Origin of the sequence: Actinomadura meyerae (assembly GCF_900188445.1) — a bacterium.
GTDB lineage: Bacteria > Actinomycetota > Actinomycetes > Streptosporangiales > Streptosporangiaceae > Spirillospora > Spirillospora meyerae.
This window is the reverse complement of record NZ_FZOR01000015.1, coordinates 61,252-82,748: the sequence shown is the minus strand read 5'-3', so window position 1 is coordinate 82,748 and position 21,497 is coordinate 61,252. Positions and strand designations below refer to the sequence as shown.

The 21,497-nt window shown below is 73.2% G+C and carries 16 protein-coding genes; 8 read left to right on the top strand and 8 right to left on the bottom strand.

Features of this window, described 5'->3' with window-relative positions; genetic code table 11:
* Window positions 1-31 precede the first annotated feature (31 nt).
* From CHF16_RS17335 to CHF16_RS17320, 4 genes are all read right to left on the bottom strand, one after another.
* A complete protein-coding gene (locus CHF16_RS17335) occupies window positions 32-1,396 on the bottom strand; it encodes a M16 family metallopeptidase (RefSeq protein WP_089327084.1) in 1,365 nt (454 codons plus the stop codon).
* On the bottom strand, window positions 1,393-2,649 hold the full coding sequence (locus CHF16_RS17330; protein ID WP_089327083.1) for a M16 family metallopeptidase: 1,257 nt from the start codon (window positions 2,647-2,649) through the stop codon (window positions 1,393-1,395). The genes CHF16_RS17335 and CHF16_RS17330 overlap by 4 nt, the downstream gene beginning before the upstream one ends.
* A gap of 444 nt (window positions 2,650-3,093) precedes the next feature.
* A complete protein-coding gene (locus CHF16_RS17325; RefSeq protein ID WP_245868678.1) occupies window positions 3,094-3,447 on the bottom strand; it encodes an STAS domain-containing protein in 354 nt (117 codons plus the stop codon).
* Between the two features lie 113 nt (window positions 3,448-3,560).
* The gene (locus CHF16_RS17320) at window positions 3,561-4,181 is read right to left on the bottom strand and encodes an ATP-binding protein (RefSeq protein WP_143228020.1); all 621 of its coding nucleotides are present in this window, start codon (window positions 4,179-4,181) and stop codon (window positions 3,561-3,563) included.
* A 271-nt stretch (window positions 4,182-4,452) separates the two neighbouring features.
* Between CHF16_RS17320 and CHF16_RS17315 the strand changes: the two genes are divergently transcribed.
* Complete coding sequence (locus CHF16_RS17315) at window positions 4,453-5,274, top strand: helix-turn-helix domain-containing protein (protein ID WP_089327164.1); 822 nt, start codon at window positions 4,453-4,455, stop codon at window positions 5,272-5,274.
* Window positions 5,271-5,525 carry a DUF397 domain-containing protein gene (locus tag CHF16_RS17310; protein WP_386875468.1) on the top strand — a complete coding sequence of 85 codons (255 nt, stop codon included), beginning with the start codon at window positions 5,271-5,273 and terminating at the stop codon, window positions 5,523-5,525. Before CHF16_RS17315 ends, CHF16_RS17310 begins: the two co-directional genes overlap by 4 nt.
* A 189-nt stretch (window positions 5,526-5,714) precedes the next feature.
* Here the strand turns inward: CHF16_RS17310 and CHF16_RS40900 are convergent, their stop codons facing one another.
* Window positions 5,715-7,625, bottom strand: a complete 1,911-nt coding sequence (locus CHF16_RS40900) for a serine/threonine protein kinase (protein WP_245868674.1) — start codon at window positions 7,623-7,625, stop codon at window positions 5,715-5,717.
* A gap of 206 nt (window positions 7,626-7,831) precedes the next feature.
* Between CHF16_RS40900 and CHF16_RS17300 the strand changes: the two genes are divergently transcribed.
* The 3 genes from CHF16_RS17300 to CHF16_RS17290 all read left to right on the top strand — a co-directional run bounded on the left by CHF16_RS17300 (window position 7,832) and on the right by CHF16_RS17290 (window position 10,055).
* Window positions 7,832-8,503, top strand: a complete 672-nt coding sequence (locus CHF16_RS17300; protein ID WP_089327081.1) for a TetR/AcrR family transcriptional regulator — start codon at window positions 7,832-7,834, stop codon at window positions 8,501-8,503.
* Window positions 8,504-8,991: 488 nt separating this feature from the next.
* Window positions 8,992-9,330 carry a PadR family transcriptional regulator gene (locus tag CHF16_RS17295; RefSeq protein ID WP_089327080.1) on the top strand — a complete coding sequence of 113 codons (339 nt, stop codon included), beginning with the start codon at window positions 8,992-8,994 and terminating at the stop codon, window positions 9,328-9,330.
* Window positions 9,327-10,055 (top strand): hypothetical protein, encoded by a 729-nt coding sequence (locus CHF16_RS17290; protein ID WP_179271563.1) that lies wholly within the window; start codon window positions 9,327-9,329, stop codon window positions 10,053-10,055. Before CHF16_RS17295 ends, CHF16_RS17290 begins: the two co-directional genes overlap by 4 nt.
* Before the next feature lie 6 nt (window positions 10,056-10,061).
* Here CHF16_RS17290 and CHF16_RS17285 read toward each other — a convergent pair whose 3' ends face one another.
* Entirely contained in the window at window positions 10,062-13,529 is a 3,468-nt protein-coding gene (locus tag CHF16_RS17285) for an AAA family ATPase (protein ID WP_089327079.1), read from the bottom strand.
* Between the two features lie 318 nt (window positions 13,530-13,847).
* Between CHF16_RS17285 and CHF16_RS17280 the strand changes: the two genes are divergently transcribed.
* Window positions 13,848-17,225 (top strand): pyruvate carboxylase, encoded by a 3,378-nt coding sequence (locus CHF16_RS17280; RefSeq protein ID WP_089327078.1) that lies wholly within the window; start codon window positions 13,848-13,850, stop codon window positions 17,223-17,225.
* Between the two features lie 57 nt (window positions 17,226-17,282).
* On the opposite strand, the gene CHF16_RS17275 is transcribed toward CHF16_RS17280, so the two are convergent.
* Window positions 17,283-17,918: a TetR/AcrR family transcriptional regulator gene (locus tag CHF16_RS17275; protein WP_089327077.1), complete on the bottom strand. Its 636-nt coding sequence runs from the start codon at window positions 17,916-17,918 to the stop codon at window positions 17,283-17,285.
* A 96-nt stretch (window positions 17,919-18,014) separates the two neighbouring features.
* On the opposite strand from CHF16_RS17275, the gene CHF16_RS17270 reads away from it, so the two are divergent.
* Together CHF16_RS17270 and CHF16_RS17265 are read left to right on the top strand one after the other, a co-directional pair.
* Window positions 18,015-19,013 (top strand): RNA polymerase sigma factor, encoded by a 999-nt coding sequence (locus CHF16_RS17270; protein ID WP_425427496.1) that lies wholly within the window; start codon window positions 18,015-18,017, stop codon window positions 19,011-19,013.
* A gap of 148 nt (window positions 19,014-19,161) precedes the next feature.
* Window positions 19,162-20,493: a serine hydrolase domain-containing protein gene (locus tag CHF16_RS17265; protein WP_245868672.1), complete on the top strand. Its 1,332-nt coding sequence runs from the start codon at window positions 19,162-19,164 to the stop codon at window positions 20,491-20,493.
* 24 nt (window positions 20,494-20,517) lie between these two features.
* Here CHF16_RS17265 and CHF16_RS17260 read toward each other — a convergent pair whose 3' ends face one another.
* Window positions 20,518-21,459, bottom strand: coding sequence for a threonine/serine dehydratase (locus CHF16_RS17260; RefSeq protein ID WP_089327076.1), 942 nt, complete (start codon window positions 21,457-21,459; stop codon window positions 20,518-20,520).
* Window positions 21,460-21,497 lie beyond the last annotated feature (38 nt).

Genomic DNA, 21,497 nt, shown 5'->3' with positions numbered 1-21,497 from the left:
GGACGGCGGGCCGGTCACTCCTCCTTGCCGGTCACTCCTCCTTGGAGGTCACGGTGACCGGGGCGTAGCCGAGGCGCTCCAGGGGTTCGCGGATCTTGGCGGCGTCGCCCACGGCGATGACGGTGAGCGCCTCCGGGTCGACGTGCTTGCGGTAGGCGCGGGCCACCCCGTCGGGGGTGGAGGCGCGGACCGCGGCCAGGTAGGCGCTCGGGTAGCCGGTGCCGAGGCCGTTCGCCGCCGCGTCGGCGAGTTCGGCGGCGACGGCGCGGGCCGTCTCGTACTCGGCGGGCGCCCGGTCGGCCAGGGCGCGGACGGACAGGCCGTGCTCCTCCGCGTCGATGCCCCGCGAGACGACGCTGCGCAGCTCGGTCAGCGCGTCGCCGACGGCGTCGGCGGTGACCTCGGTGTGGACGGAGCCCTGCGCGATGAACAGGCCGCAGTGCCGCATGCGCAGCAGGCCTGCGCGCATGCCGTAGGTGTAGCCCTTCTCCTCGCGCAGCACCGCGTTCAGGCGGGACGTGAGGCCGCCGCCGAGGACGTGCGCGGCGACCGTCAGGGACGGCCAGTCGTGGTGCGACCGGTTGGGGACGCCGTGCCCGAAGCTGAGGTAGGTCTGGACGGAGCCGGGGCGGTCGACGACGACGATGCGCGCCGCCGAGTCGGGCAGGACGCGGTCGGGGGTCGGCAGCGGCTCGCCGGTGGCCGCCCAGGACTCCAGCGCGGCGGTGAGGGCCGCGTCGGCGCCCGTGCCGGACAGGTCGCCGGTGACGACCGCGGTGGCCTCGGCCGGGACGATGGAGCCGTAGAAGGCGCGGACGTCGGAGCCCTGCAGCGCGCCGACCGAGGAGCGGTCGCCGCCCGTCGGGCGGGACGCGCGGGCCTCGGACGGGAACATCACCGCGCGCAGTTCGCGCATGGCGCGCGAGCCGGGGTCGGCGTCCTCCTGGGCGATCTCCTCCAGTCGCTCGCGCACGAGCCGCCGGACGTCGGCGTCGTCGAGGGCGGGGCGCCGCACGACGCCGGAGAACAGGTCGAGGGCGGCGCCGAGGCGGGAGGTCGGCACGTCCAGCGCGATGCGCAGCGCGGTGAGGTCGGCGCTCGCGTAGAAGCTGGCGCCGAGGCGCTCGAACGCGGCGGTCAGCGCGGTGCCGCCGCCGGGCTCGGTGCCCTCCATCAGGGCGTGCGCCGCGAGGGTGGCGACGCCGTCGAGGCCGGCGGGCTCGCGGCCCGCGCCCGCGTGCAGGACGAGCCGGACCGCGGCGAGCCGGCGGCCGGGCAGGTCGCAGCGGATCGTCGCCGGGCCGGCCGGGACGCGGCCCTCGACGCCGGACGGGAACACCCAGGCCGGGGCCGGGCCGGGGACGGGACGGGGCTGCAGTGCCAGGCCGCTGCTCACGAGGTGCCTCCGTAGGTCAGGGCGGTGCGGGCGCCGGGGGCCAGCCAGCGGCCCGCCATCTCCTTGATCGCGTCCCCGGTGACGGCGGCGGCGCGGCCGGGGGCGGTGAAGACCCGGGCCGGGTCGTCGAACTGGGTGGCGTTCTGCGACAGCGCGTTGGCCAGGCCGGTGACGGTCTCGGTCTGCTCCAGGAAGCCGCGCTCGGCCTGCGCGGTGGCGCGGGCGGTCTCGTCGGCGTCGGGGCCGTGCGCGGCGAACCGCTCGAGCTCCTCGTCCAGCACGGCGGCGATCTTGTCCGGTTCCGGCCCGATCGCGTCGACGATCGCCAGCGACGGGCCGGAGGCGAGCCGGGTCACCCCGGCCCAGACCTCCGTGGCGATCTGGTCGCGGCGGACCATCCGGTCGTAGAGGCGGGAGCCGGAGCCGCCGCCGAGGATCTCGACGGCCAGCTCGGCGGCCTCGACGTCGTCGCCGCCGTCGGTCGGCAGCGTGAACATCGCGAAGTAGGCCGGGGAGGGGACCTCCTCGGTCAGGGTCTCGCCGCGGACGCCGGTCAGCGGCCCGAGCTCGCCGGGGCGGGCGGCGGGCTTGGCCGGGCCGGCCGGGATGCCGCCGAAGTACCGCTCGACCGCCGCGATCGTCGCGGCCGGGTCGACGTCGCCGACGACGGACAGGACGGCGTTGCCCGGCGCGTACCAGGTGGCGAAGAAGTCGGTGCAGTCGTCGAGGGTGGTGGCGTCGAGGTCGTCCATCGAGCCGATCGGCGTGTGCGCGTACGGGTGGCCCTCGGGGAACGTCAGCGCGCACAGCCGCTCGAAGGCCGTCCCGTAGGGCTGGTTGTCGTAGCGCTGGCGGCGTTCGTTCTTCACGACGTCGCGCTGGTTGTCGAGGTTGGCCTGGGTGAGCGCGGCGGGCAGGGTGCCCATCCGGTCGGCCTCCAGCCAGAGGGCGAGCTCCAGGTGGCTGACCGGCACCGTCTCGTAGTAGTTCGTGCGCTCGAACGAGGTGCTGGCGTTGAACGCGGCGCCCGCGCTCTCCAGCAGCGCGGCGTGCTCGCCTTCGGCGACGTTCGCCGAGCCCTGGAACATCAGGTGCTCGAAGAGGTGGGCGAGGCCGGTCCGGCCGGCCCGCTCGTGCCGCGAGCCCACCCCGTACCAGATGTTCACGGCGGCCAGTGGTACGACGTGGTCCTCGCAGACCACCACGCGCAGGCCATTGCCGAGCGTGTGCTCATGCAGCGGCTGTTCTGCCACGGAGCGCTCCCGTCCGTTCGATGGGTCGGCCGGCGGACAGCACCGCGCGCGTCGGCGGGTCATGCCCGAGCGGCGGGCTTGATCTCGGTCTCACCGTACCGGCTGCGTCCCGCCTCGGGCGCGTCCACGCCGACCTGTGGACGAGCAGGTCGACAAAGCCGGACAAGAACGGGTGAAAGGGGACGGGTGCGGGGAGCGCGTGCGGGGCGGGAGGCGTGTCGAAGGGGAGCGGGAGGCGTGTCGAAGGGGAGCGGGACGCGTGTCGAAGGGGAGCGGGACGCGTGTCGAAGGGGAGCGGGACGCGTGTCGAAGGGGAGCGGGACGCGTGTCGAAGGGGCGGGACGCGTGTCGAAGGGGCGGGACGCGTGTCGATAGGGAGCAGGTGTGGAGTCGGAGGGAGTGGGCGGGGAGTTCGGAAGGGGAGTTCGAAAGGGGAGTGGAGGGTCAGGAGGTGGCGGCCTCGTGGGCCGCGATCGCGTCCTCCAGGGAGCCGTGCAGGACGAAGATCTTGGTGAGCTGGGTGACGTGGAAGACCCGGCGCACCCGGTCGTTGACGCCCATGAAGGACATCGAGCCGTCGCGCGCGCGGAGCCGGTGGTAGATCCCGACCAGCACGCCGAGGCCGGTGGAGTCGAGGAACGTCACCTCCCCGAGGTCGATGACGAGATGGGTACCGCCGTTGTCGATGATGTCGAGCAGCGCCTCGCGCAGCCGGGGGCTGGTGAAGACGTCGATCTCACCGCTGATCTTGACGACCGTGAGGCCCTTCTCGACGCGGTGCTCGACGGCGAAGTCCACAGGTTCTCCTCTCGTCCGCATGGCTCGTCGGGCCCTGTGCGAGGTGCCCGCGGGGGGATTGGATAGTTACCCGTGTCGCGCTCCATTACGCCCTGGGGGCGCTGCGCCGTGGGTCACGGCGCACGGAAAAGGGCCCACACCACCTTGCCGTGGTCGAGCCCCCGCCACCCCCACCGGACGCTGAACGACTCGACGAGGTGGAGGCCGCGTCCCGTCTCGGCGATGTAGTCGGGTTCGCGGCGGCGCGGCGCGGCGCGGCTGGCGTCCATGATGCCGCAGAGCAGCCACGGCGCCTCGTGCCCCAGGCGCAGCCTGATGGCGGACGGCGCGGAGCCCAGCGGGTCGGCCGGGTCGCCGTACACGCCCTCGCGGTGCACGTCGACGCCCGGCCGCCCGCTGGAGTTCACCCCTCCGCTGTGCCGCAGTGCGTTCGTGACGAGTTCGGAGACGACGAGTCCGACGTCGTCGGCGAGCTCGGAGAGATCCCATTCGGCCAGCCGGGAGATGGCGAAGTGGCGGGCCTCGGTGACCGATTCCGGATCGGGCTGCACGGTGAACGACACCGTGGAGCCGCGCAGCTCCGTCAGCGCCGTGACCGCCGTGTCCAGCCGCGGCGGCAGGTCCACCGACTCGGGGACCGGCGTCGACAGCCCAGCGTGGTCCCGTGGGTCGCTGGGCCCCGCGACGGGGCCGAGCTCCCACCGCGTGTCGTCGTGCGCGTGGCGTGACGTCATTCCACCGGACCCCGCAGAGTGATCTCGTTGTGCAGCCGTGGCTCGGAAGTCTCGTGCGTTATCCTGCGCATCGTAGCGTGCGAATGCAAGGCCCAATGCACGTGCATCCGGGTTGTGTGGGTGTGGGGCGACGCGGATTGCACGCGGGTGATCGGAGGTAACCGCAGGACACTCAGGCCAGTGGCACACTAGGTTCGCTGTCCGCCGAATAGCCGGGAGGTTGGGCGTGACTCCAGAGACGCCGGGAAGCGGGTCGACGGTCCGTCGGATCCTGCTCGGGTCGCAGCTGCGCCGTCTGCGCGAGCAGAAGGGCGTGACCCGTCAGGACGCCGGCTACGTCATCCGTGCGTCGGAGTCGAAGATCAGCCGTCTCGAGCTCGGCCGGGTCAGCTTCAAAGAACGCGACGTGGACGACCTGCTCACGTTGTACGGCGTCAGCGACAAGACCGAGCGCGAGGCGCTGCTGCAACTGGCGCGGGAGGCCAACACCCCCGGTTGGTGGCACCGGTACAACGACGTGTTGCCCGGCTGGTTCCAGACCTACGTGGGCCTGGAGGAGTCGGCGGCGTTGATCCGCACATATGAACTGCAGTTCGTCCCGGGGCTGCTGCAGTCGGAGGGGTATGCGCGAGCGGTGATCCGCCTGGGCAACGCCGGAGCCGCCGAACACGAGATCGACCAGCGCGTGGAACTGCGCCTGCAACGTCAGGAACGCCTCACGGGCCCGGACGCGCCGCGCCTGTGGGCCGTGGTGGACGAGGGGGCGCTCCGGCGCCCGATCGGCGGTCCGGAGGTGATGCGGGGCCAGTTCGAGCACCTCATCGAGATGTCCAAGCTGCCCAACGTCACCATCCAGACCATGCCGTTCAGGTTCGGCGGCCACGCCGCCGAGGGCGGGGCCTTCACCATCCTGCGCTTTCCCGAGCAGGACCTGCCGGACGTGGTTTACGTCGAGAACCTCACCGGCGCGATGTACCTGGACAAGCGCGACGACGTCGACACCTATCTGCAGGCGATGGAACGCCTGTGCGTCGACAGTGCGACCCCGGAGCGCACCGTCGAGCTTCTCGGTGATCTTCTCAGAGAGACATGATGCTCCAGACCGATTACGACAACGGGATGCCGGCCGCCGAACTCCTCGGAGCGCGGTGGCTGAAGTCCCGGCGAAGCAACTCCCAGGGGAACTGTGTGGAAATCGCCGAGCTGCCCGGTGGGCAGGTGGCGATGCGCAACTCCCGTCATCCCGACGGACCCGCCTTGATTTACACCCGCCCGGAGATAGAGGCGCTGATCCTTGGAGCCAAGGACGGCGACTTCGACCATCTCATCGCCTCCCGTAACTGACCGCTCTCCCAACGATCGGCACGCCCGAACGGCGGCGGGTCGGCTCCGGAACACCGAATGTCGACCCGGCCGCGGTACGGGCCGCGGACCGCTCACAGGCCACCCAGGCGCGAGGGTGGCCTTTTAATTTGCCGCCTTGCTCTCGCGCCTCGACTCCGTCGCTGCGAGGCCCGCCGGGACCCGCCGGGGTCAGCCGCAGTTGCCGTAGGGGGCGCTGCGGCCGTTGCCGCCGAACCTCACGCAGACGCCGGGCGCCTTCACGTACACCGGTCCGGCGTACCAGGCGAACGACCCGCTGTCGGCGATGGAGCTGCCGCCCTTCTTCTGGATCCACACCGACACGGACGACGCCTTGCCGACGTTCACCGTCTTCATGGTGACCGCGCAGTTGTAGCCGGAGCTGTTGTAGAGCAGGTAGGCGACGCCGCCGGAGACGCTCAGCGACCGCTGCACGTAGTAGCCGCTTCCGTGGCCGCCGCCGTTGCACGCCTGCTGCGGGGTGTACTTGTTGGCGGGCTCCTTGCCGGGGGTGGTGCCGCCGCCACCACCGCCACCGCCGCCGGTGCCCGGCGTGGGTGCGGGCTGGCCGGGCTGCTGCGGCGTCCCCGGCTTTTTGGACGGGCTGGGGGACGCGGGGTCGCCGCTCTTCTCGCCCTGCGGCTGACCGGGCTTCCGGCTGGACGGGTTCTGCGCGGCGTTGCCCGCGTCGTCCGTCGGCCCGGCACCCTCCTGCGCGCCCTGGTTGTCGTCGGAGGCGACGGTCTGCTGGTCCTTGCCCTGGTCGTCGCCGCCCCTCGTCGCGGCCCAGGCGGCACCGCCCGCGAGGACGACGGCCACCGCCGCCGCTGCCGCGATGGGCACGACGAGACGCCCGCGCTTCCTGCGCTCCGGGCCGTGCGGGCCCTGGCCGTGTGGGCTGAGACCGTGCGGGCTGAGACCGTGCGGGCTGAGACCGTGCGGGCCCTGGCCGTGCGGTCCGGCGGGCGGGACCGGCGGGGGCGCGCCGTGCGCCTGGCCCGGCATGGCCGGCTGCGGGTTCAGCTCCTCGTAGGGCGGCGGCTGCGGGGCCGTCCTGTTCCGGGGAGCCGACGGGTCGGTGACGTGGTCGGGGGGCAGCAGGGCGCCCGCCATCGCCGACGGGGAGGCGTAAGGGTCCGTCGAACTCCGCGGGCCGCCCGCGCCGGGGGTCGCCGCCGAGTCGGCGGGCAGGCCGGGGAAGGCGGGCAGCGGCGGGACGGGCGATCCGGCCGCGAACGTCCCGGTGGCGGCGCCGACCAGGCGCTCCTGGGCCTGCCGCGCGGTCGGGCGCTGCGACGGCTCCTTGGACAGGCACGCCAGGACCAGCTCGCGCATCGGGTCGGGCAGGTCGCCGAGATCGGGCTCGCCGGTGAGGATCCGGTGCATGACCGTCGCCATCTCGTCGTTCCCGAACGCGGGACGCCCCGTGGCGGCGAACGCCATCGTCGTCCCCCACGCGAACATGTCGGCCGCGGGGCCGACCTCGCCGCCGGTGAAGTGCTCGGGCGACATGTAGGCGGGCGTGCCGACGTTCTGCGTCTCGCCCGCCGCGCCCAGCGCGCGCGCCACGCCGAAGTCGATGACGCGAGGGCCGTCCGGGCCCAGCATCACGTTGTGCGGCTTGAAGTCGCGGTGGACGATGCCGGCCTGGTGGATCGCGGTGAGCGCGGTCAGGGTGCTGATCGCGAGGCGCTCCAGCGCACCGCCCGTGCGCGGGCCCTCCGTCCGCACGACATGGTGCAGCGACAGGCCCGGCACGTACTCGCTGACGATGTAGGGCTGGTCGCCCGCGACATCGGCGTCGAGCACCTGCGCGGTGCAGAACCGCGCGACGCGCTTGGCGACCTCGAGTTCGCGGACGAAGCGCGCGCGGGCCGACTCGTCGCCGGCGAGACCGCCGTGCAGCAGCTTGATCGCGACATGGTCGGAGGACCGGATCGGTCCGGTGTCACCGGCCCGGCGGCCGAGGAAGACCGCCCCCTGGCCGCCCTCCCCGAGGCGGCCGAGGATCTCGTATCCGCCCAGCTCAGTGGGGTCGCCCGACCTCAGTGGCAGGGCGTCCGGCATCGTCCTGTCCGTCACACCACTCGCTCCCCGTCGCTTCCGGCTCGTCCGCAAGACCGTGCAGCAAGACTATTGGGCAGACGATGGTAGGCGCTCCGCACGATCGATGATCTCCCCGGCGACCTCGATCCGGGTGCGTGCGCGCGAGCAATAGGACTATAGTCCGGTTGATTCGACGAGGTTGATTCGACGAGGCTGGTCGGACGGGGACGGGGAGGCGGCCGATGGAGCGGGGACCCGCGAGCGGCCGGCGCGCCGACCTCGAACTGATGCGGACGCCGCCGCCCAAGGAGCGCGCCGATGCCGCCCGCAACCGCGCGAAGGTGCTGGACGCGGCGGCCGAGCTCTTCGCCCGGCAGGGGGTCGATTCGGTCTCGATGGACGCCGTCGCCGCCGCGGCCGGGGTCGGCAAGGGGACGCTGTTCCGCCGGTTCGGCGACAAGGCCGGGCTGGCGGCGGCCCTGCTGAACCAGCGCGAGCGCGACCTGCAGGACGCGATCCTCTCCGGGCCGCCCCCGCTGGGCCCGGGCGACGGGACCGCGGACGTCCCGCCGGCCGACCGCCTGCACGCCTTCGCCGACGCCTACCTCGACTACGTGCTCGCCCATCTGTCCCTGGTGCGGATGTCGGAGACCGCCGCGCCGGGAGCGCGCTACCGCATCGGCGCCTACGGGTTCTGGCACCGGCACCTGGTGATCCTGCTCGACCAGCTCGGCGGAACGGTCCCGGACGCCGGGGGCGGCGGGGAGGCCGTCGCCGACCCGGACGCCACCGCCCATGCGCTCCTGGCCGTCCTCGGGGCGGAGCATCTCGCCGCGATGGTCGACGGCGTGGGGGCGGAACGCACGCGTGCCGCCGTCCACGCGCTCTACACCGTGGCCCACGGCGGGCCCTGAGCGCGAGACGGCGAAGCCCCCGTGCGGTATGCACGGGGGCTCGGCGTCACGCTGGGGTCAGGCCGGGTCGGGAGTCTTCCGCTCGGGACGGGGCTCCCCCCGGCCGTCCACTTTGCCCGGTGGTCCCTCCGGGGCGTGGTTGCGTTCCAGCTGGGCCGCCACCGCGAGGGCTCGCAGCGACGTCGTCTTCACGTGTTTGCGTCCGTTCGAGGAACGGGTGCGGGGGATGCTGCTCGGCACGGTTCACCTCCATGGGTCGTGGACCTGGGTGCTACCCGGTACGCCGGTGTTCGCACGGTAGTTGCAACCGCAAGATCCTTCCGGCTATTCCGAGTGATCGTTCCGTTTATGCGCGTCCGGTTCCGGCCGCGGCCTGCGACGGTGATGCTCGTCTGGCTATCTAGGTTGTAATCCTAACTAGGTTGCCCTACCGTATAGATCGTTGTCCTGAACAGATGGGCCGAACAGAAGGGGAGGTGCCGACCGCCATGGCCGTCGACCGCCGCGCCAGCTGGCTCAAGGGCGTCCTCGACCTGCTGGTCCTCGCCGGGCTGACCCGGGGCGAGAGCTACGGGTACGAGATCGCCAAGACCCTCGCGGACGCGGGGCTCGGGCAGATCAAGGGCGGCACGCTGTACCCCGTCCTCAACCGGCTGGAGGAGGCGGGGCTGGTCTCCTCGGAGTTCCGCGCCGCCGACCGCGGGCCCGGCCGCCGGTACTACCGCCTCACGGCCGCGGGCAGCGCGACGCTCGCCGAGCAGAGCGGCCTGTGGCTCGCCTTCGACGAATCAGTGCGGAAGATGCTCACCCAGGGAGCCGAGCGATGACCCACCCCTACTTCGACGAACTGACGCGGAGCCTGCGCGGCCGCGGCCTCCCCGAGAACGAGATCACCCGGACCGTGGCCGACCTGGCCGCCTTCGCGGCCGAGTCCGGCACCGACCCCGAGCAGGAGTTCGGCACGCCGGACGCGTTCGCCGCCCAGCTCGCTGGGGAGGGCGAGCGCGCGAGCGCCGCCGCCGCACCCCCGGCGGAGGCCGAGACATGGACGTGGCGTGCCGACGCGTTCCACGAGCGCGAGGTGCTCGACCGCTACGGCGACGAGGGATGGGAGGTCGAGCGGGTCGACGCCGCCGGCCGCTTCGTGAGCCGCCGCGCCGCCGACCGCCCGCTGCGCTGGGAGTACCGCCGCGAGACCGTGCTGCCCCGCAACCGCGCCGCCGTCGAGGAGCGCCTCGCCCCGGAGGGCTGGGAGCCCTGCGGGACATGGTTCCACTACGAGTACTTCAAGCGCCCCAAGGCGGCCACCCTCGGCCTGGAGGGCGAGCTCGACGCGTCGCCGGAGGTCCCGGCCAAGGCGACCTACTGGAGCAAGCGCTTCTACCTCTTCATCGTCGGCTACTTCGCCTTCATCGCCGCGCTGTGCACGGCGTGGGTCGTCCTAGCTCCGGACGACTCCCACCCCACCTTCATCGCGGGCTGCCTGACCGGCGGCGTGGTGGCCCTCGTGCTGATGGGCCTGCGCAGGTGGCAGACCCATCGCGCCCAGTAGCGGGCCCTACAGGTAGAGGCCGACGCTCCCCGACGCGCCGGACGGGCCCTGCGGGGGCCGCAGGTCGGCGGCCTCCAGCGTGGCGAGCTCCTCCGGGCCGGAGGCCGCGGTGAGCCGCCCGGCCTGGACGGCCAGGGCGTCGTCCAGCAGGTTGCGCATGAGGCGGCCGTTGCCGAACGACGGGCCGCGCGGCACGTCCCGCAGGATCTCGCGGAGGCGGGCCGGGACGTCCGGCGCGGGCCGGAGCCCGTCCCGCGCCGCGAGGTGCTCGAAGATCGCGACCAGCTCGTCGTCGGAGTAGTCGGGGAACGCCAGCCGCTTGGGGAAGCGGGACCGCAGCCCGGAGTTGGCGTCCAGGAAGGCGTCCATCTCGCGCTGGTAGCCCGCCGCGATGACCACCAGGTCGCCGCGGTACTCCTCCATCAGCTGGACGAGCGTCGCGACGGCCTCCCGCCCGTACTGGTCGCCGGCCAGGGAGTACGCCTCGTCGATGAACAGGACCCCGCCGAGGGCCTGCTCGACGGCGGCCCGCACCCGCGGCGCGGTCTGGCCGACGTAGGCACCGGCGAGGTCGGCGCGGGACACCTCGACGAGGTGCCCGGACGACAGCAGCCCGACCTGCGCGTAGACGGACGCGACGAGCCGCGCCACGGTCGTCTTGGCGGTGCCGGGGTTGCCGGTGAACACCATGTGCCGGGCCGGGGCGCCGGCGGACTGCCCGGCGGCGCGGCGCAGGTCGGCGGCGCGGGCCTCGGCGGCGAGCCGGCGCACCTCCTCCTTGACGGACGCGAGCCCGATCAGGGCGTCCAGCCCGGCGAGCGGGTCGGTGGCGGGCGGCACCCGCGTGGCGCCGCCGAGGCCGTCCGGGATGTCGTCGGCGGTGAGGCGGGCGAGGTCGGCGGCGGTGGGCGCGTCCAGCGCGGTGACGCGGCGGGCCTGCAGCGTGATGGCGCGCTCGCACAGGTTGCGCATGACGCGGGCGTTGCCGAAGGACCGGCCGCGCGGGGCCCGGCGCAGCAGGTCGGCGAGCTTGCCGCGCGCCCCGTCCGACACCTCCAGCCCGGCGGCCGCGGCCTGCCCGGTGAAGATCTCCAGCAGCTCGGCGTCGCTGAAGTCGGGGAACCGGACCGTGCCGGGGAACCGGGAGGCCAGGCCCGGGTCGGAGGCGATGAACCGCTGCATCTCGCGCTCGTAGCCCGCGACGATGACGACGAGGTCGTCCCGGTGGTCCTCCATGCCCTTCAGCAGCTCGGCGACGGCCTCGGGGCCGTAGTCGTCCTCCGAGCCCGTCGGGGCCAGCGCGTACGCCTCGTCGACGAACAGGACGCCGCCGACGGCGCGCTGCACGACGCCGCGGGTCTTCCCGGCGGTCTCGCCGACGTAGCGCCCGACGAGCCCGGCGCGGGACGTCTCGACCAGGTGCCCGGACGACAGGACGCCGAGGTCCTTCAGCACGCGGGCGAACAGCCGCGCGACGACGGTCTTGCCGGTGCCGGGGCTGCCGGTGAACACCATGTGCCGGGCGGGCGGCGCGGGGACGGGCAGCCCGGCGTCGCGGCGCATCTTCGCGGCCTTCGCGGCGGCGACGAGCAGCTCGATCTCCTGCTTGACGCCGCCGAGCCCGGTGAGGGCGGCGAGTTCGGCCATCGGGTCGTCGCCGGTGGTGTCGAACGAGGCGGGGATGTCGGCGTGCGTGACGACGAGTTCGGCGCCGGGCTCGGTGCGGGCGCGGACGGCGTCCACGACGGTGTCGGCGAGGTGCTGGGCCAGGCGGGCGTTGCGCAGGTTCCGCACGGGAGGCGTGCGGACGAGCAGCTCACCGGCGGCGGTTAGGGCGCGCTTGTGCGCGCGCGCCCCGCGCTTCTGGATCGCGCGGTTGAACAGCTCCGCGTGGCCCTCGGCGGTGAACGGATGCGTGCGGACGATCTGGAACCGCAGCGCGAGCGCGGGGTTGACCTCGCGGATCCGTTCGTCGCCTCCCGGCTCGCACAGGACGACGACGTGCAGGTCGTCGTGGGCGTCCAGGGTGCGGTGCAGCTGCTCGACGATGGCCTCGCCGCTCTGCGTGTCGTGGGACATGTCGTCCAGCCCGTCGATGACCATCAGCCGCACGCCGGCGCAGTCGCGAGCCTCGGAGTAGAGCTGGCTGGTCGCGGCGGAGACCTCCTTGGCGGCGAAGAAGTCGCCGGCCAGCCACAGCGGCGGCTCCACGATGCCGTGCCGCTGGACGAGTTCGGCGACCTCCTGGGCGGCGTCGCGCTTGCCGGTGCCGTCCGGGCCGACGATCATCAGCCGGACCGGGCCGTCGCCCGCGGCGATGGCGCCGAGCGCGGCGACCACGTCCGGCTGCCCGATCAGCCCGGTCTCGATCTCGGCGGTGCGGCCGCGGCGCCCCCGCGACGGCGCCGCGCCGAGGCTCGCGGCGAGCGGGTTGGCGACGCGCCGGCGCGGGCCGAACAGGCGGCGCACGTCCTTCTGGAACCCGCCGACGGGAAGCCACACGGGGTCGGGCCCGCGCGCGGGACCGGGCAGCCCCTGGACGCAGCCGGTGAAGCGGGCGGCCATGTCGAGCCACCCCCGGCAGGCGTCGACGGCGCCGGCGCCGAGCGCGCGGGCGAGCCACGCCCACTCGTCCGAGCACCAGTCGTCGGGGTCGAAGGAGGAGCCGCGGGCGTCCTCGAACCGTCCGAGCAGCTCGCCGAACCGGTCCTCGGTGAGGACGACCGACAGTTCGGCCGGGACCTGCTCGAGCCCCGCCTGGAGCAGCAGGTGGACGAGCAGCCCGTCGGCGGTCTCGCCGTGCGGGGCCACCTGGCGCAGGTGCTCGTGGACGGGCAGCAGCCCCGAGCACACCCAGTCCAGGTAGCCGATCGGGCCGGCCAGCTCCGGCAGGACGGCGAGGACGTCGTCGTCGGCCTGCGCGGCCCACGCGTTGCGCCGCTTCTCCAGGGGCAGCGAGAGCCAGTCCCCGGACGGCGGGTTGTCGAACAGCCGGAGCAGGGCGCGCCGCCGCCGCTCGAACGGCTCCAGGCCCTCGAACACCCCGACCGCCTCGCGGGCGAGAGTGAGCGCGAGATCCTGGTCGCGGGTCTCCTCCAGCCAGTCGAAGGGCCGGAAGTCCCCGGCCCCGGCCGTCCAGTCGACGTCGTTCTCGGAGGGGTCCATCGGGTCGCGCATGTAGGGACCGAAGACGTCGTAGTACAGCTTTGCGCCCGACCCGGCCATGACGGCGGCGCCGCCAGGGAGGAAGCCGAGCATGGTCATCAGCTCGGCGACGATGAGCGGGGCGGGGGAGTGCATCAGCCCGTGCTCGTCCACGGTGAGTTCCGCGCAGCGAGGGTCCTTGACGAGCGCGTCCACGCGGCTGTGGATCTCCTCGTAGAACCCGTCCGGGACGCGCCACGGAGGGGACGCGTACAAGTCGAGGACGGGCTCGTCCGTGACGAGCAGTTCCAGATGTTCCGGCAGCCGCACCGCTGCTCCTCCCCGCAGTTCACGAAACAGGGCGAAGCCTAGCGATCTGGGGCTTTCCGGAGGCCGGACCGGCCGAGGCCGGAAGGGTAACCCGCCACCATGGGAACAATTGCGGGTTTTTCCCATTAAGTGCCATCTGTCACTTTGTTCACGCGTCCGGACCGCTGTGCGAGGCTCAGCGGACCGCTCAACTGGGTAGGTATCCGAAGATTCGGTTCGCCCGCCGGGCTGGTCCCGCCCCGGAGCGGCTCAGCGTGGAGCCCCAGGAGACCGTCGGCCGCGGGCGGACGCGCCCGTGCCGCCTCCTGGGGAGATACGTTGATCAGAAAGCTGCTCGTCGCCAACCGGGGCGAGATCGCCGTGCGCGCCTTCCGCGCGGCCTACGAACTCGGCATCGCCAGCGTCGCCGTCTACGCGCACGAGGACCGGCTGTCCCTGCACCGGCAGAAGGCGGACGAGGCGTACGAGATCGGCGAGCACGGCCACCCCGTCCGCGCCTACCTCGACGTGGACGCCATCGTGGAGACCGCGCTGCGGGTGGGCGCCGACGCGGTCTACCCGGGGTACGGGTTCCTGTCCGAGAGCCCCGAGCTGGCCGAGGCGTGCGAGCGCAACGGCATCAAGTTCGTCGGCCCGCCGTCCCGGGTGCTCAGCCTGGCCGGCAACAAGATCGAGGCGGTCGCGGCGGCGCGCCGGGCGGGCCTGCCCGTGCTGCGCTCGGCGACCCCCGCGCCGGGCGAGGAGCTCGCGGCGGCCGACGAGGTCGGCTTCCCGCTGTTCGTCAAGGCCGCGGCCGGCGGCGGCGGGCGCGGGCTCCGCCGCGTCGACCAGCGCGACGAGCTGGAGGCCGCCGTCGCCACCGCGCGCCGCGAGGCGGAGAGCGCGTTCGGCGACCCGACCGTCTTCCTGGAGCAGGCCGTGGACCGGCCCCGCCACATCGAGGTGCAGATCCTCGCGGACGGGGAGGGCCACGTCGTTCACCTGCGCGAGCGCGACTGCTCGGTGCAGCGCCGCCACCAGAAGGTCGTGGAGATCGCGCCCGCGCCCCGGCTCGACCCCGTCGTGGCGCAGCGCCTCTGCGAGGACGCGGTGAAGTTCGCCCGCGAGATCGGCTACGAGAACGCGGGCACCGTCGAGTTCCTGGTGAACGACCGCGGCGAGCACGTGTTCATCGAGATGAACCCGCGCATCCAGGTGGAGCACACCGTGACCGAGGAGGTCACCGGCGTCGACCTGGTGCAGAGCCAGCTGCGCATCGCGGGCGGCGACACCCTCCCCGGCCTCGGCATCGCGCAGGAGGACGTCACCGTCAGCGGCTTCGCCGTGCAGTGCCGCATCACCACCGAGGACCCGGCGAACGGCTTCCGCCCGGACACCGGCAAGATCTCGGCGTACCGGTCGCCAGGCGGCGCCGGGGTCCGGCTCGACACCGGCACCGCCTACGGCGGTGCGATCGTCTCCCCCCACTTCGACTCGCTGCTGGTGAAGCTGACCTGCCGGGGCAGGACGTTCGAGGAGGCGGTGCGGCGCGCGCGCAGAGCCGTCGCCGAGTTCCGCATCCGCGGCGTCGCGTCCAACATCCCGTTCCTCCAGGCGCTGCTGGACGAGCCGGACTTCCGCGCGGGCGGCGTCACCACGTCCTACATCGCCGACCACCCCGAGCTGCTGACGGCACGGTCGAGCGGCGACCGCGCGACCCGGCTCGTCCGGTACCTCGCGGACGTCACCGTCAACAAGCCTCACGGCGACGCTCCGACCGACCTGGACCCGTCGACGAAGCTGCCGCCGCTGGACCTGGACGCGCCCTTCCCAGAAGGTTCGAGGGACCGCCTCCTCGCCCTCGGCGCGCGCGCGTTCGCCGAGCAGCTCCGCAACCAGAGCGCTCTGGCCGTCACCGACACGACATTCCGGGACGCGCACCAGTCGCTCCTGGCGACACGAGTACGCACCTACGACCTGCTCACCGCCGCGCCTTACCTGGCGCGCATGACGCCTCAGCTTCTGTCCATCGAGGCATGGGGTGGGGCAACCTACGACGTCGCGCTCCGCTTCCTCGGTGAATCGCCCTGGGACCGGCTGGCCGCGATCCGTGAGGCCGCTCCGAACCTGTGCATCCAGATGCTGCTTCGGGGCCGCAACACCGTCGGCTACACCCCGTACCCCGACTCGGTCGCGCGCGCCTTCGTGAAGGAGGCGGCCAGTACGGGCGTCGACATCTTCCGTGTGTTCGACGCCCTGAACGACATCGAGGCCATGCGTCCGGCCATCGACGCGGCACTCCAGACCCACGCCCTGGTCGAAGGCACCCTCTGCTACACGGGCGACCTCTCGTCCCCGGATGAGAACCTCTACACGCTCGACTACTACCTGCGGCTCGCGGAGGAACTGGTCGAGGCGGGCGTCCACATCCTGTGCATCAAGGACATGGCCGGCCTGCTCCGCGCGCCCGCCGCGCGCACACTCGTCAAGGCCCTGCGCGAGCGGTTCGACCTGCCCGTCCACCTGCACACCCACGACACCGCCGGCGGGCAGATCGGCACCTACATCGCCGCGATCGAGGCCGGCGTCGACGCCGTCGACGGCGCCGCCGCGCCCCTGTCGGGCACCACCAGCCAGCCGCCCCTCCAGGCGATCGTGGCCGCGACCGACTTCACCGACCAGGCGACCGGCATCGACCTGGACGCGCTGACCGTCATGGAGCCGTACTGGGAGGCCGTCCGCAAGCTGTACGCGCCGTTCGAGATGGGGCTGCCGTCGCCGACCGGCCGCGTCTACCGGCACGAGATCCCGGGCGGGCAGCTGTCCAACCTGCGCCAGCAGGCGGTCGCGCTCGGCCTCGGCGACCGCTTCGAGGAGATCGAGCGGCTGTACGCGGCGGCGGACGCGATCCTCGGCCGCCTGGTGAAGGTCACCCCGTCCAGCAAGGTCGTCGGCGACCTGGCCCTGCACCTCGTCGCCGCCGGCGCCGACCCCGCCGACTTCGCCGCGAACCCGGAGCGCTACGACATCCCCGACAGCGTCATCGGGTTCCTCAACGGCGAGCTGGGCGACCCGCCGGGCGGCTGGCCGGAGCCCTTCCGCACCAAGGCCCTCGCCGGACGCCAGTACACGCCGCCCAGGGCCGAACTGGACGGCGCCGAAGAGAAGGCCCTGGCCGGGCCGGAGGTCCGCGACACCCTGGACCGCCTCCTCTTCCCCGGTCCGGCGAAGGACTACCGCGAAGCCCGCGCCGCCTACGGCGACCTCTCCGTCCTGCCCACCGGCCCGTTCCTCTACGGCCTGCGCACCGGGCACGAGGTCGCGTTCGACCTCGAACCGGGCGTGCGCGTGCTCGCCGGGCTGGAGGCGGTCGGCGACGTCGACGAGGCGGGCGTCCGGCAGGTCATCTGCACGGTGAACGGCCAGCTCCGCACGCTGTCCGTGCGTGACAAGTCCGTCGTGTCGGACGCGCCGCCGGTCGAGCGCGCCGACCCGTCCGAACCCGGTCACGTCGCGGCGCCCTTCGACGGCTCGGTGACCCTCCGCGCCGCCAAGGGCGACACGGTCGCCGCGGGCGACGTGGTCGCCACGATCGAGGCGATGAAGATGGAGGCCGCCATCACCGCCCCCGTGGCCGGGACGGTGGCGCGCCTCGCCGTCCCTGAGGCCACACCGGTCCAGGCGGGCGACCTCCTGCTGGTCATCCAGGAGTCCTGACCGAGTTCGCGCGGGGTCCCGCGGCGTCCGAGCGGCGCGGCGGGACCCCGCCGCGCGTCAGCGCCCGGCCTCCCGGCGCACCGCGTAGTCGCCGAGCGACGGGGACAGCAGGTCGAAGGCGGTGCGGGCCGTCTTGGCGAGGGACGCGGCTATCTCGTCGTCGCTCTCCCCGGCGAGGGTGCGGCGCAGGGTCTCCTGGAAGAGGAAGCGGTGGACGGCGCCGAGCTGGGCGGCGGCCAGCCGGGGGAGGGGGTCGTCCGGGGCGGCGCCGGTCTCCTCGGCGAGGACGGCGGCGAGGGCCTCCTCGCGCTCCTCGTGGAACTCGCGGAGGCGGGCGACCAGCGCCGGGCTCTCGACGATCATGCGGGCGAAGTCCGGGCCGGAGAAGCCGATGACCGGATCGTGCCGGTCGGCGGCGGCGAGGAACGCGCGCCGCAGCGCGGCCAGCGCCGACTCCCCGGGCGCGCGGCCGGCGACCGTGCGGGCCAGCAGCCCGGTGAACTCCTCGTGCAGGTCGAGTGCGAGGTCCTCCTTGCGGGGGAAGTAGTTGGTCACGGTCATCTTCGCGACCTGCGCCGCCGCCGCGACGTCGGCGATCGTCACCCGGTCGAAGCCGTGCCGCAGGAAGAGGCGCGTCGCCTGGTTCGAGATGTTCTGCCTCGTCTGCTGCTTCTTCATCTCCCGCAGTCCCATGGCGGAGATTATTCCATACCGACCTAAGTTTGTCATTGACACATCTCTAGGTTCGTCCTAAGTTTATGTCGCAAGGCAGCCGGGTACCGAGATCGGGTGACCCGTTCCCTCCCGGCCGGACGAGCAAAGGACACCGCCCTGAACGCCAGCCACGCGCCCAGCGCGTCCCCCCGCGCGACCGTGAACCTCGTCGACCCGATGAAGGACTACCTGTCCCGCATCGGGCGCACCCCGCTGCTCACCGCCGAGCAGGAGGTCGACCTGGCCAAGCGCATCGAGGCCGGCCTGTTCGCCCGCGAGCGTCTCGAGACCCTCGGCGACGACCTCTCCCTCCAGGACAAGGAGGACCTGGAGTGGATCGCCGCCGACGGGCGCCGCGCCAAGGAGCACATGGTCGAGGCCAACCTGCGCCTCGTCGTGTCGCTCGCCAAGCGCTACATGGGCCACGGCCTCCCGCTGAACGACCTGGTCCAGGAGGGCAACCTCGGGCTGATCCGCGCGGTGGAGAAGTTCGAGTACCGCCGGGGCCTGAAGTTCTCCACCTACGCCGTCTGGTGGATCAAGCAGGCGATCAGCCGCGCGCTGGCCGACCAGAGCCGCACCATCCGCATCCCCGTGCACGTCGTCGAGGTCCTCAACCGGATGACGCGCGTCCGGCGGCGCATGATGCAGGACCTCGGCCGCGAGCCCACCTCGCAGGAGCTGGCCGCCGAGCTGGACATCACCACCGAGAAGGTGGAGTGGCTGCGCCGGCAGGCCCGCGAGCCGCTGTCGCTGCACACCCCGCTCGGCGAGGACGGCGACGGCGAGCTCGGCGACGTCATCGAGGACCCCGACGGCGGCGACCCCGCCGACGTCGTCGCGTCCTCGATGCTGCGCGGGCGGCTGGACGCGGTGCTGGAGACGCTCACCGAGCGCGAGGCCGGCGTCATCTCCATGCGGTTCGGGCTGTCCGGCGGCGAGCCGAAGACCCTCGAAGAGGTCGGCAAGGTCTACGGGGTGACGCGCGAGCGCATCCGGCAGATCGAGTCGAAGGGCATGCACAAGCTGCGCCACCCGTCCCGCCGGGAGACCCTCGCCGACCTGCTCGGCTGAAGGCGGCCCCGGAAAGACCCGTAGCACGGCCCGGTTCACGCGGTGAACCGGGCCGTTGATTTCTCACGTATTGGGATGGGGATGACAGGGCGGCTGATCGCCGAGGACACTCGTGTCCTGACGTCCTGCGGCCGGTGGAGAGTTGGGCATGATGGCAAGGCGGTTCGGGCGGCCGGCGGCCGCGGCCGTGGCTGCGGCCACGGCACTGGCGCTGACGGCGGTCCCGGCCCCGGCGCGGGCGACCGGTCCGGGCGCCGCGCTCGCCACCCCCTCCGCCACCGCCTCCGGTACGACGCTGCGCCCGCCGACCGTGGCGTTCGACGCGGCGAAGCTGCGCGCCACCCTGGACGCCACCCGCGACGCCGGCATGTACGGGCTGTTCTCCGAGGCCCGCGACGGGCGCACCGCGTGGGACGGCGCGTCCGGCGTCGCCGACGTGCGCACGCGCCGCCCGGTCACGCCCGGCATGCGGCAGCGGGTCGGCAGCATCACCAAGTCGTTCGTCGCCGCCGCGGTCCTCCTGGAGACCGAGAAGGGGCGCATCGTCCTGGACGCGCCGGTCGGGCGGTACCTGCCGGGCCTGCTTCCGGGGGGTCTCGGCGACCAGATCACGGTCCGCATGCTGCTGAACCACACGAGCGGGATCGGCGACTACGTCGGCATCGCGTTCCCGTCGTGGACGGAGCTGTCACCGAAGAGCCTCGACGAGTATCGCTACCGGAACGTCTCGCCCGAGCAGCTCATCGCGTGGGGCCTCCAGGCGCCGCGCACCGGGATGCCGGGGGAGCGCTGGTCCTACTCCAACACCAACTACATCATCGCCGGAAGGCTCCTGGAGAAGGTGACGGGAACCAGGGTGGAGAAGTACATCACCCGCAACGTCATCGAGAAGGCCGGGCTCAAGCACACCTACTTCCCGTCCTCGCCCTGGATCGCCGAGCCCCACCCGCGCATGTACGAGTCGCTGTACCGGCATGTGCAGCCCCCGCGCGACTACAGCGTTTACAACATGAGCTGGGCGTGGACGGCGGGCGCACTGGTCTCCACCATGGACGACCTCAACCGCTTCTACCGCGCGCTCCTCACCGGCCGCATCATCGGCAAGGACGCGCTGGCGGAGATGAAGCGCACCGTCCCGGTGCAGGACGCCGAGGGCAACGTCCTGATGAACTACGGTCTCGGCCTCTACGCGCTGAACCTTCCGTGCGGGACGTTCTGGGGCCACGACGGCGCCGTCTTCGGGGCCGGTACGCAGGCGCTGTCGTCGGCCGGCGGCGCGCGCCAGGTGTCGGTCGCCTTCAACCTGATGAAGTACCAGCAGCTCGACGCGAACGGCGTGCCCGTCACGCACCCGATCGACAACGCGCTCGCCGCGCACGTCGTGGAGGCCCTCTGCGGGACCCGGCCCGCGACGGCGACGGCCGCTCCCGGCGAGCCCCTGCGCCTGCTGCCGCTCCAGTCGTACCGCGCCGTCCCCTGACCGCGACCCGCCGCGCAGAAGGCGTCAGGCCAGGTCGGACGGGTCGGTGTTGGCGCCGCACAGCACGACCAGCACCCGCTCGTCCGGGGACGGCCGGTAGGCGCCGGTGCGCAGGGCGGCAACGGCCGCGGCGGTGCCGTGCTCCACGACCAGGCGGTACTCGTCCCACACGAACCGGCGGGCCTCGACGATCGCCTCGTCGGGGACCAGGACGGACCGGACCCCGGTGCGGGTCGCGACGTCGAACGCGATGTCGCCGAGCCGGGTGGCGCCGAGCGAGTCGGCCGCGATCCCCGACACCGCCGCGTCGACCGGGCCCCGGGCGTGCAGGGCGCGTTCGAGCGTCGGGATGCCCTCGGGCTCGACCCCGACGACGCGGGCCCGCCCGTCGAGGGCCGCGGCGACCCCGGCCATCAGGCCGCCGCCGCCGACCGCGAGCAGGACGGTGTCGACCTCGCCGCCGGTCTGCTCCAGGATCTCCAGGCCGAGGGTGCCCTGCCCGGCGCAGACCTCCGGCAGGTCGTAGGCGTGGCAGAACAGGGCCCCGGTGTCGGCGGCGCGCTTGAGCGCGGCGGTCTGCGCCTCGGCGTACCGCGTGCCGACCTGGACGACGGTGGCGCCGAGGGCGCGGAGCCGCTCCACCTTCACCGCGGGCGCCGTCTCCGGGACGAACACCTCGGCGGGCACGCCGGTCTCCGCCGCCGCGTAGGCGAACGCGAGGCCCGCGTTGCCGCCGGAGGCCGCGACGATGCCGGAGGGCGGGAGCCGTCCCTCGTCCCGCGCGGCGAGGACGTGGTTGAACGCCCCGCGCGCCTTGAACGACCCGGTGTGCTGGGCGAGTTCGAGCTTCAGCCACATCCGTCCGGCGGGCGCGAGCGGGGCCGGGTCGACCTCGATCAGCGGCGTGCGGCGGACGCGGCCCGCGATGCGCCGGGCCGCCGCCCGGACGTCGGATTGAGCGATCACCGGTCTTCCTCCCCGAGCCTCGGCGGTCACGTCCAGTC

What these genes read in the sequence shown, in the direction of transcription:
- CHF16_RS17295 (WP_089327080.1), top strand. Translation starts at nt 8,992, where the DNA reads ATGGCCGTCGACCGCCGCGCCAGCTGGCTCAAGGGCGTCCTCGACCTG.
- CHF16_RS17320 (WP_143228020.1), bottom strand. Translation starts at nt 4,181, where the DNA reads ATGACGTCACGCCACGCGCACGACGACACGCGGTGGGAGCTCGGCCCC.
- CHF16_RS17310 (WP_386875468.1), top strand. Translation starts at nt 5,271, where the DNA reads ATGATGCTCCAGACCGATTACGACAACGGGATGCCGGCCGCCGAACTC.
- CHF16_RS17290 (WP_179271563.1), top strand. Translation starts at nt 9,327, where the DNA reads ATGACCCACCCCTACTTCGACGAACTGACGCGGAGCCTGCGCGGCCGC.
- CHF16_RS17275 (WP_089327077.1), bottom strand. Translation starts at nt 17,918, where the DNA reads ATGGGACTGCGGGAGATGAAGAAGCAGCAGACGAGGCAGAACATCTCG.
- CHF16_RS17300 (WP_089327081.1), top strand. Translation starts at nt 7,832, where the DNA reads ATGGAGCGGGGACCCGCGAGCGGCCGGCGCGCCGACCTCGAACTGATG.
- CHF16_RS17265 (WP_245868672.1), top strand. Translation starts at nt 19,162, where the DNA reads ATGATGGCAAGGCGGTTCGGGCGGCCGGCGGCCGCGGCCGTGGCTGCG.